At 68.8% G+C, this 9,296-nt stretch carries 6 protein-coding genes; 5 read left to right on the plus strand and 1 reads right to left on the minus strand.

All coding sequences use genetic code 11. The features are described 5' to 3' along the window. The first annotated feature begins 51 nt into the window (after positions 1–51). The 3 genes from AB0M03_RS35525 to AB0M03_RS35535 all read left to right on the plus strand — a co-directional run bounded on the left by AB0M03_RS35525 (position 52) and on the right by AB0M03_RS35535 (position 6,531). On the plus strand, positions 52–2,667 hold the full coding sequence (locus AB0M03_RS35525) for a glycosyltransferase (RefSeq protein WP_363499683.1): 2,616 nt from the start codon (positions 52–54) through the stop codon (positions 2,665–2,667). Beyond that, positions 2,667–4,118: a radical SAM protein gene (locus AB0M03_RS35530; protein WP_363499685.1), complete on the plus strand. Its 1,452-nt coding sequence runs from the start codon at positions 2,667–2,669 to the stop codon at positions 4,116–4,118. The genes AB0M03_RS35525 and AB0M03_RS35530 overlap by 1 nt, the downstream gene beginning before the upstream one ends. 1,075 nt (positions 4,119–5,193) lie before the next feature. Continuing rightward, on the plus strand, positions 5,194–6,531 hold the full coding sequence (locus AB0M03_RS35535; RefSeq protein WP_363499687.1) for a M14 family metallopeptidase: 1,338 nt from the start codon (positions 5,194–5,196) through the stop codon (positions 6,529–6,531). Positions 6,532–6,580: 49 nt separating this feature from the next. Here AB0M03_RS35535 and AB0M03_RS35540 read toward each other — a convergent pair whose 3' ends face one another. Continuing rightward, on the minus strand, positions 6,581–7,390 hold the full coding sequence (locus tag AB0M03_RS35540) for a transposase family protein (RefSeq protein ID WP_363499689.1): 810 nt from the start codon (positions 7,388–7,390) through the stop codon (positions 6,581–6,583). 268 nt (positions 7,391–7,658) lie between these two features. On the opposite strand from AB0M03_RS35540, the gene AB0M03_RS35545 reads away from it, so the two are divergent. Then, positions 7,659–8,084 (plus strand): hypothetical protein, encoded by a 426-nt coding sequence (locus tag AB0M03_RS35545; RefSeq protein ID WP_363499691.1) that lies wholly within the window; start codon positions 7,659–7,661, stop codon positions 8,082–8,084. A gap of 39 nt (positions 8,085–8,123) precedes the next feature. Beyond that, positions 8,124–9,296: IS256 family transposase (locus tag AB0M03_RS35550; RefSeq protein WP_363499692.1), on the plus strand; the 1,173-nt coding region annotated here is incomplete at its 3' end.

Genomic DNA, 9,296 nt, shown 5'->3' on the forward strand with positions numbered 1-9,296 from the left:
CTTAGCGTCGGACCGACAGGAATCCGGCGGCAGGCAGGGAGCGCCGAATCCATGACCGTTCTGTGGGGAATCTCCTTCGACGCCACGCCCGTCTCGGGTGTGGTGGTGGAGTTCGTGAAGACCGCGCGGCTGTTCCACGGCCACGGCCATCGGGTCCATCTCGACCTCGGCTACGACGTGAAGGCCGACAAGAACGCCTTTCTGAGGCCCTACGGGGACGAAGCCGCCCTGTTTCCGGAGTGGGTCCGGCTCGACCGGATCGACGGCGTCGGGGAGGTCCCCGGTTACGACCAGGCGTTCGTCGCGGCCGTTCTGCGGGAGTGCGTGCAGAAGGGGGCGGGCGAGAGCCTGCTCCCCCGGGTGGAGGCCGTCGCCGAAGCGCTCAGCCAGCTGATCGTCGACAAGTGGCGGCGGCTCGGCGTCTCCCTGGTGATGGTCGAGAACGGCACTCTGCCGGAAAACATCGCCTACACGAAGGCGCTCTACCGGGCGATCGACCGCTATGGGCGGCAGAACGGGCTCGGCCGGTTCGTGCTGTGGCGGGACCACGACCTGATGTGGCAGAGCGAGCCGGGCATCAGGAAGTACGGCGACTTCCCGTACCCGCACACGGTGGCGCCGGTGAACTCGCCGCACATCCAGTACCTCGCCTTGCACGAGGAGGCGCGGCGCAGAACCCTCGCCTGGGCGCCCGGCCTGCGGCACATCGCGGTGCTGCCCAACGCGTTCACCGCGCAGCCGGCCGTCGTCGACGACCGTAACGCCGGTTTCCGCCGGGAGCACGGGGTTCCCGAGGACACCATGCTCATCGCCCGCTGCACGCGGGTCATCCCGCAGAAGCGGATCGACCGGGACATCCATCTACTGGCCGGCCTGGTCGGCCGCGTCGACTGCCACCTCCTGGTGGCCGGCGACACCGCGGAGTCGCCCGGCGAGCAGACCCGGCTCCGCCGACTGGCCGAGTCGCTCGGCGTGCGGGACCGCGTCGTCTTCAGCGGACGGCTGGCGCCCCACGACGCCGACGTCGGGCGCCCGTCGGGCGGCGGCTACTCCGTTCGCGACCTCCTCGCCCACGCCGACGTGGTGTCCTTCCTCACCTCGTACGACTATGAGAGCTTCGGCAACCCGATCGGCGAGGCCATCGCCTCCGGAGTCCCCTACCTGACCACCCGCTACGCGCTGTACGACACGGTGTACGGGGACAGGGGGTTCCGGGCACCGGTCATGGAGCTCACCGACGGAGACCTGCCGACCCCTGCCTTCATCGACGCTGTGGCCGAGTTCCTCCTCGACGAGCGGCTGCGCCGGGAGACAGCACGGTTCAACCGGACGCTGGGCGAGCGGCACTTCGGCAGCGGCCGGGCCGCCGAGGTGCTGACCGCTCTGGCCATGATGCCGACGGGCGAGCGGACCCGGCTGAGCGTCGTGATCCCGGTATACAACGAGGCAGAGAACCTGCCGGACGTGCTGGAGTCGCTGTATGGCCAGCGGGCGGGCGACGGTCCGATGGACCGGTCGCTGTACGAGGTCGTCCTGGTGGACAACAACTCCACCGACAGCACCGTCGACATCGCGCGCCGATTCGCGGCCGCCCGACCGGACCTCGCCGTCCACATCGTCCGGGAGCCGGAGCAGGGGGTCGCGTGCGCCCGGCGGACCGGAATGGAGTTCGCGGCGGCCCGCAGCCGGCTGCGCCGGCGGTCCGGCACCGACCAGCGCTACTACCTCGTCTCCGCAGACGCCGACTGCCGGGTCGACCCGCACTGGCTGTGGGAGCTGTTCACCGCGATGGAGTCGGGCAAGGCCGCGATCGGCGTCTGCGACTACTTCTACGACGCCGCGCACTTCGCCCGCCGACCGCGCCTGTGGAGCGCCGTCGAGCGCACGCTGCGCTGCCGTGCGGTGACGTTCGCCCTGTTCGGCGGCTTCCCCGACGGCAAGGGCTTCGCGGTCGACCGCGACGTCTACGAGCGGGTCGGCGGGATCGAGCTCCTCTACCAACTCCGGGATGGACGCTTCGTCAACCACCTGTCGGACGACTGGGACTTCGGGATCAGGGTCCGGGCCTCCGGCGAGGACATCGCCTACGTGCCGGGCTCGCGCGTGGAGATCAACCCGCGCCGGATCGACCACGCGCTGGACGAGGTGATTCGCGGCCGGGCCTACGGCAGCGACGGCATCATCGTGATGCGGGACATCCGCCTCGCCGACCCGTCCGAGGACTGCGGGCGGGACCTCACCGAGGACGAGGCCCGGCAGGCATGGGAGTTCTCCGTCAAGGACTTCGTGCCGAAGAACACCCTGCTGCCGGTGATGCTGAGCCCCTCGCTGCTCGACGACGACGCCGTGACCGCTTTCTTCGGCGCGTCGCTCGCCCAGCGTCTCGGACGCCGGATCGCCGAGATCAAGGACGAGATGCGCCTCGTCGACTTCACCGCGATCCACTCGTGCAAGACACCGTCCTACAGGCTGTACTTCGAGTTCGCCGACGAGCTGTTCTCCCGGCTTCGGGCCACCGTCGGCGAAGACGTCGGCCATGCGCCGCCCCTGCCGCCGTGCCTGCAGGACGTCCCCGCCGACCGGTTCACCGAGTTCGTCCGCTACTTCTGCGAGGACCGGGAGTCCGGCGAGGCGCACAACTACTTCGGCAACGGCGGCGTGTTCTGATGGCGCTGGCAGACGACGGGGTGCTGGCCTCGCTGCACGCGACCGACCCCCGGCACGCGCCGCCGGCGGTGCTGGACGTCCTGACCGACCCCGCCAATCGGGCACTGCTCCGGTACGTCGCCGAGGACCCGTTCGGCGCCCACGTGTTCCCCGGCGACGTCCCCGACTACGCACCGTCCGACTTCCTCACCGATCTCGACAGGCAGCTCGCCGGGACCGCGCCGATTCACCTCTGGTCCTACATCCCCACCTGCGCCTACCGGTGCCGGTTCTGCCAGTACCCGGTGGTGCTGGTCAGGGGGGACGGCGAGGCCGCCGCCGGCAAGGCCGCCCGCTGGGTCGACTGGAACGTCCGCGAGGCGGAACTGTGGCTGCGCGAGGTCCCCCGCCTGGCGTCCGCGCCGATCGGCGAGTTCAACGTGTTCGGCGGTACCCCGTCGCTGCTGCCACCGGACGCCATCCGACGGCTGATCCGCTTCTACCGGGAGAACTTCCGGTTCGGACCAGACACGGCGATCCGCTTCGAAGGCGATCCCAGCACCCTCACAGCCGAGAAGCTGGAGCTGCTCGCCGAGCTGGGCTGCCGCAAACTCTCCTGCGGGGTGCAGTCGTTCGACGACCGGGTCCTCGAACTGAGCGGCCGCCGACACACTGCGAGGATGTGCCTGGACTTCATCCGGAACGCGCAACGCGTCGGCTTCGACCGGATCAGCGTCGACCTGATGTACGGGCTGCTCGACCAGAGCGTCGACAGCGTGCGCCGCGACCTCGATCTCGTCGTCGAGAACAAGGTCACGGCGGTGGTCTGCACCAAACTCCACCTGCGGTCGTACGCGGACACCAGGACCGGGGTGTCCGGCGATCAGCCGGCGCCCTGGCAACTGCCCGCCTACCGCGCCCGGCTGGCCGGCGCCGGGTACCACTGGCCGTCCCTCGGCGAGCAGTACCAGATGCGCGAGGTGCTCATCGACGGCCTGACCGCAGCAGGCTACCGCGAGCAGCCCACGATGTACTTCGCGCTGGACTCCGTCGGCCCGGAAGTCTGGAAGTCCATCATGGTCGACCAAGACCGGCAGGACGCCGAGGTCGCCATCGGGCTGGGAGGCAGCTCGAGCTGCCGAGACTCGGAGGCGATCACCGAGGTGGACTGGCGGGCGTACACGGCGGCGGTGGAAGCCGGGCGGGTCCCGCTGGGCTCCGCGACCCGGTTCTCACCAGCCGCGCAGGAGAGCAGAGCCATCAAAATGGCACTGACCACGCTCCAGCCGCTGCGCGACGACCTGCACCGGCAGCGTTTCCCCGGGCGCTCGCTGTTCGACGAGCCGTGGCGGCGGCGGTTCCGCTCGCTGGCCGAACGGGGCCTTGCCGTCGCGGACGAGAGCACCGGACGGATCCAGCTGACGCCGGCCGGTCGGGTCCTGGTCGAGGCGGTGATCAACACCGAGTTCTGACACGACGGCCGAAGGGGCTACTGGTTCCGGACGGGTACCTACGGGCCCGGCCGTACGCGAGAGGCCCGACGGCTCTCTCTCAGCCTTGTCCCTGCTGGACCGCCTCCCAGGCAAGCTCACACCGGGCGCGCACCTGCTGCTGCAATGGTCCGTTTCTTCTCCGATCCGTTCCACTGGAAAGGGTCGGCCGGCGGCCTCGGCCTGGCGTCGGTCGGCGAGCATGGCGTAGCGCAGGGCGTGGGCGGTGCGCAGCATGCGCTGGGCGGAGGCGGCGAGGCTGCGCTCGAGCAGCTCCAGCGCCTGGCCACCACGCGGGTCGATGCCGCCGTGGCGGGAGTCGCCCAGGTTCCTCCAGGAAACGGGCCGCGGCACGCTGCACACCGGCCGCGAGGTCCAGCAACTCCTGGCCGCCGACATCAGGCCCGTCCGGAATTTCGACGCGCGAGGCAATCAGGGCATCCGCCACCGCCCTGTCCTGCCCCTCCGCGCGGCGCCGCCGATACGCCTTCGACGAACACGACCGCGAGCAGTACACCGGCCGCCGCCCACGGCCGCCAGCGCGCAGTGCGGCCCCGCGCTCCGGCAGGCCGACGCCTCGGACGCGGGCTTGATTCCTCGCGCGTCGATTCCGTCCGATGCCTTGATTCCCCGCGCGTCGAAACCCCGATCCATGGTCAGGCAGAGTAGCCGGTCCCCGCGACAGCCCCCTGGCCGGAACACGCACAACCACCAGTGCGCACGCCGCCCACCGACCCGATGCGCACCGAACCAGAGGCGCAGATGCACAGTCGGCCGACCGGGGTGCACAGGCCGGTGCGCACACAGCCCCGCGACTCGGTCCCACCAGCGTGAATAACCCTCGCGCCGTCGCTTCGCAGGGTCACGGTGCGGTCCCACGGGTGGCGACCGAGGCGCTGCCCCAGTCCCCAGTTGAGCCCGTTTTCCGCCAAGTGCCAGTCATGGCAATAGCGTTCACTAATGCTGGACGCATTGACTGATTCATGACATTAAGTCACCATCGGCTGGGCGCGCCTCGTTCCTCCCTCCGTTCCTGCGGCCCCCCAGGAGGACAGTCATGCGACTGCCCCGACGCAGCCGGCCGGCCCTCGCCGTCGCCGCCCTGCTCTCGCTCGCCCTCGCCACGCCCCTCACCATGACTTCCGCATCCGCCCGGTCCGGCGCGCCCAACGTCACCGTCGACGAGACCGTCAGGCAGTACGCGGTCGACGGCCCGAGCACCGTCGCCGAGCGGACCGTGATCGCCGCCACCGGCGCCTCCATCGACGAGGTGGACGCCCGCTCCCTGGTGGTCAGCGCCAACGCAGCCGAACTGTTGCGGCTCAGGGCGCTCGGCTGGAAGCCCATCGCTCTGCCCGGCCCTGAGCAGGAAGCCCCGCAGCTCAGTACCACGCTCAACGACTTCCCGAGCAAAGACTCCGCCTACCACAACTACGCCGAGGCCACCGCCGACATCAACGCGGTGGTCGCCGCCCACCCATCGATCATGAGCAAGCAGGTGATCGGTAAGTCATACGAAGGCCGAGACATCGTCGCGGTGAAGGTGAGTGACAACGTCACCACCGACGAAAGCGAGCCCGAGGTATTGCTCACCTTCCACCAGCACGCCCGCGAGCACCTCACCGTCGAAATGGCGCTCTACCTGCTGCACGAGTTCGGCGGCAAGTACGCGAGCGACTCGCGAATCGCGAACATCGTCAACAGTCGGGAGATCTGGATCGTCCCGGACCTCAACCCGGACGGTGGCGAGTACGACATCGCGACCGGTAACTACCGCAGCTGGCGCAAGGACCGACAACCTAATACCGGCAGCAGGTACATCGGCACCGACCTCAACCGGAACTGGAACTACAAGTGGGGCTGCTGCGGAGGCTCATCCGGTTTCACCTCCAGCGAAACCTACCGGGGCAGCGCGCCCGAATCCGCAACGGAGACCAAGGTGGTCGCCGACTTCGTCCGCACCCGGGTGGTCAGCGGCAAGCAGCAGATCACCGCGGCCATCGACTTCCACACCTACAGCGAGCTGGTGCTGTGGCCGTTCGGCTGGACCAACGCGGACACCGCGAGCGGCATGACGGCCGACGAGGCGAAGACCTTCGCCACTTTCGGCCGCACCATGGCCGCCACCAACGGCTACACCCCCGAGCAGTCCAGCGACCTGTACATCACCGACGGGTCGATCGACGACTGGCTGTGGGGCGCGCACCGGATCTTCGCGTACACCTTCGAGATGTACCCGACCTCCAGCAGCGGCGGCGGCTTCTACCCGCCCGGCTCGATCATCGACCGGGAGACCAGCCGCAATCGAGAGGCGGTGCTGCTCCTGCTGGAAAACGCCGACTGCATGTACCGGGCGATCGGCAAGCAGCAGCAGTACTGCGGCATCGCGAACTGAGCTCCGGTAGGGGTGGTTCGCAACGCCACTGAGGTTTTCTCAACGGTGATCACTTCCAGATTCCGTTGAGGACGAGGGCGGCGCGGGCGATGTCGCCGATCCGGCTGGGGCTGAGCGTGACGTGCTGCAGGGTGCGCCATCGCTGCTTGAGCTCGGCGGCGGTGCGCTCGCCGAGGGCTCGCACGTGCCTCAGCAGGGTGTTGAACATGCGAGTGTCGACGTGAAGTGCCTGTTCGGACTTGCCCTTTGGGCGTCGGACCGGGATGCGGATGCTGATGCCCGCACCGATGTAGCCCTTGTCAGCCAGGGTCGGCAGGCCGTCCGCTGCCGCCTTGTAGAGGGCGGGCAGCGCGTGCATGCGGGCGGCGGTGATATCCGGGGTGGAGCCGGGTTCGACGTCCGAGACCCACAGTGGGGTGCCGTCCGGGGCGGCCAGGAACTGGATGTTGCCGCCGAACGCCTTGTGCTTCTGGCTGAACCACAGGTCGTTGCCGTTCTCGCGGACCCCTGCGAGGCGGTCCGATTCGATCAGCGTGCCGTCGAGGACGACATGCGTCATGCCCTCGCGTCGGCAGCGGTCGAGAACGTCGTGCAGGTCGGGGGCCTGGTCGGCGAGGACGTCGATGCCCTCGTGCAGGTACCGGTAGCCGGTGGCCTGGGAGACGCCGGCGTCGCGGGCCAGGCAGTGCACGCAGCCGCGCTCGCGGAACCAGCGAAGCACCAGCACTGCCTGGCGGAACGGCCCGAGCGCCCGGGATCTTCTCGGCGTGCCGATCAGGTTCCGGTGGGTGGCCAGCAGCCGGGCGAGGAACTCGACGACGTGGCGCGGGACGTCGAGCGTGGCACTATAGGTGACCAACGTGAGGCCTCTGGTTGAGTGGACGATCTTGTGAGAGAGACCTGTCCTACCAGGGGCTTCACGTCTGTCCGCAACCAGGACCCGGCACCTGGTCACGCCCCGCCACTTGCCTCGACACGGCAAAGATCATTTCGCTGAGAAAACCTCACTGCCTTCGCAGTCCCGTCCCGCGCGGGCGGTGGTGGTGCAGGGCTGAGGAGAGCGGTCGCCCTTATCGATCAGGCTCGTTGACGCAGGTCACTCGGCGAGCCTGGACGACGCCCGAGTCGTGGACGAAGATGACGGCCCGACCACCGCAGGCAACATGGACCTCGTCATCGTCCTGCCGAACATCGGCCAGGCCGACTTCTCCAACCAGCGCCACCAGGGCTATGTGAGCGCAGTCGTTCTCGCCGACCTGGGGAATGGGACGGAATTCGTGGAGCTACTGGAACAGCCTTGGATATTGGGCCAACACGGCGCCTCTGGGCGCCGTGTTGGCACCGATGCCTACTTCGTGTCCGACGCAGGTCACTCCCGTACCTCAGGAGTACGCGTCCTTCAAGCCGAGTTGGGTCGCTGCGTGCGACCCAACGTTCACAGGTATCGCGTCGGCAATATCGCTCGCCTTGGCCGCCTAGCGGCCCTCAAATATTCGACGACTGCCCTTTGGCGCAGGGTGATGCCCCCGCATCCGCGGCCGTCGGGTCTGTAAAAAGAACGGTGTAACTCCCGATCAAGGAAGTAGCACCTGATGACAGACGTGACCGTCTCGGCCGAGGCCGTGGAGGCCGTGCGGCCGGTTGAGTTGCAGCCGGACGCCCTGGACGACCAGTTGATCGGGCAGCTCGTCGACCGGGCCCGCGCGAGCGGGCTGCAGCTCACCGGCGCCGGAGGCCTGCTCCAGCAGCTCACGAAGAAGCTCCTGGAGTCAGCTCTCGAGGGCGAGATGACGGATCACCTCGGCTACGAGAAGCACGACCCGGCCGGGGCCGGCAGCGGGAACTCGCGCAACGGCGTCCGCTCCAAGACCGTGCTGACCGAGGTCGGCCCGGTCCAGATCGACGTCCCCCGCGACCGCGAAGGCTCGTTCGAGCCGCAACTGGTCCGCAAGCGCCAGCGGCGCCTGTCCGGCGTCGATGAGATGGTGCTGTCTCTGTCCGCCCGTGGTCTGACGCACGGTGAGATCTCCGCGCACCTGGCCGATGTCTACGGCGCGGAGGTGTCGAGGCAGACGATCTCCACCATCACCGACCAGGTGATCGAGGGCATGGCCGAGTGGCAGAACCGGCCGCTCGACCCGGTCTATCCGGTGGTGTTCATCGACTGCGTGCACGTGAAGCTCCGCGACGGCCAGGTCGCCAACCGGCCGATCTACGTCGCGCTCGCGGTCACGGTCGAGGGCACCCGCGAGATCCTCGGGTTGTGGGCCGGCGACGGCGGCGAGGGCGCCAAGTACTGGCTGCACGTCCTGACCGAGATCAAGAACCGCGGAGTCGCGGACGTCTGCATGGTCGTCTGCGACGGCCTCAAGGGCCTGCCCGACGCCATCGCCGCGGTCTGGCCGCAGGCCGTCACCCAGACCTGCATCGTCCACCTGATCCGGGCCTCGTTCCGCTACGCGGCCCGGCAGGACTGGGACAAGATCTCCAAGGCCCTCAAGCCCGTCTACACCGCGCCGACCGAGGACGCCGCACTCGAGCGGTTCGTGGAGTTCTCCGAGGCCTGGGGCAGGAAGTATCCGGCGATCGTGCGGCTCTGGGAGAACGCCTGGGCCGAGTTCGTGCCGTTCCTCAGCTTCGACGTCGAGGTCCGGCGGGTCATCTGCACCACGAACGCGATCTGGGTGTTGTACTTCTGCCACTGGCCGGGGAGTTGCTCCCCCGGCCGGCGCTCGAAACGGTCCGCCCTGACTCTGAACGCGATT

Origin of the sequence: Kitasatospora sp. NPDC051914 (genome assembly GCF_040680995.1) — a bacterium.
GTDB lineage: Bacteria > Actinomycetota > Actinomycetes > Streptomycetales > Streptomycetaceae > Kitasatospora.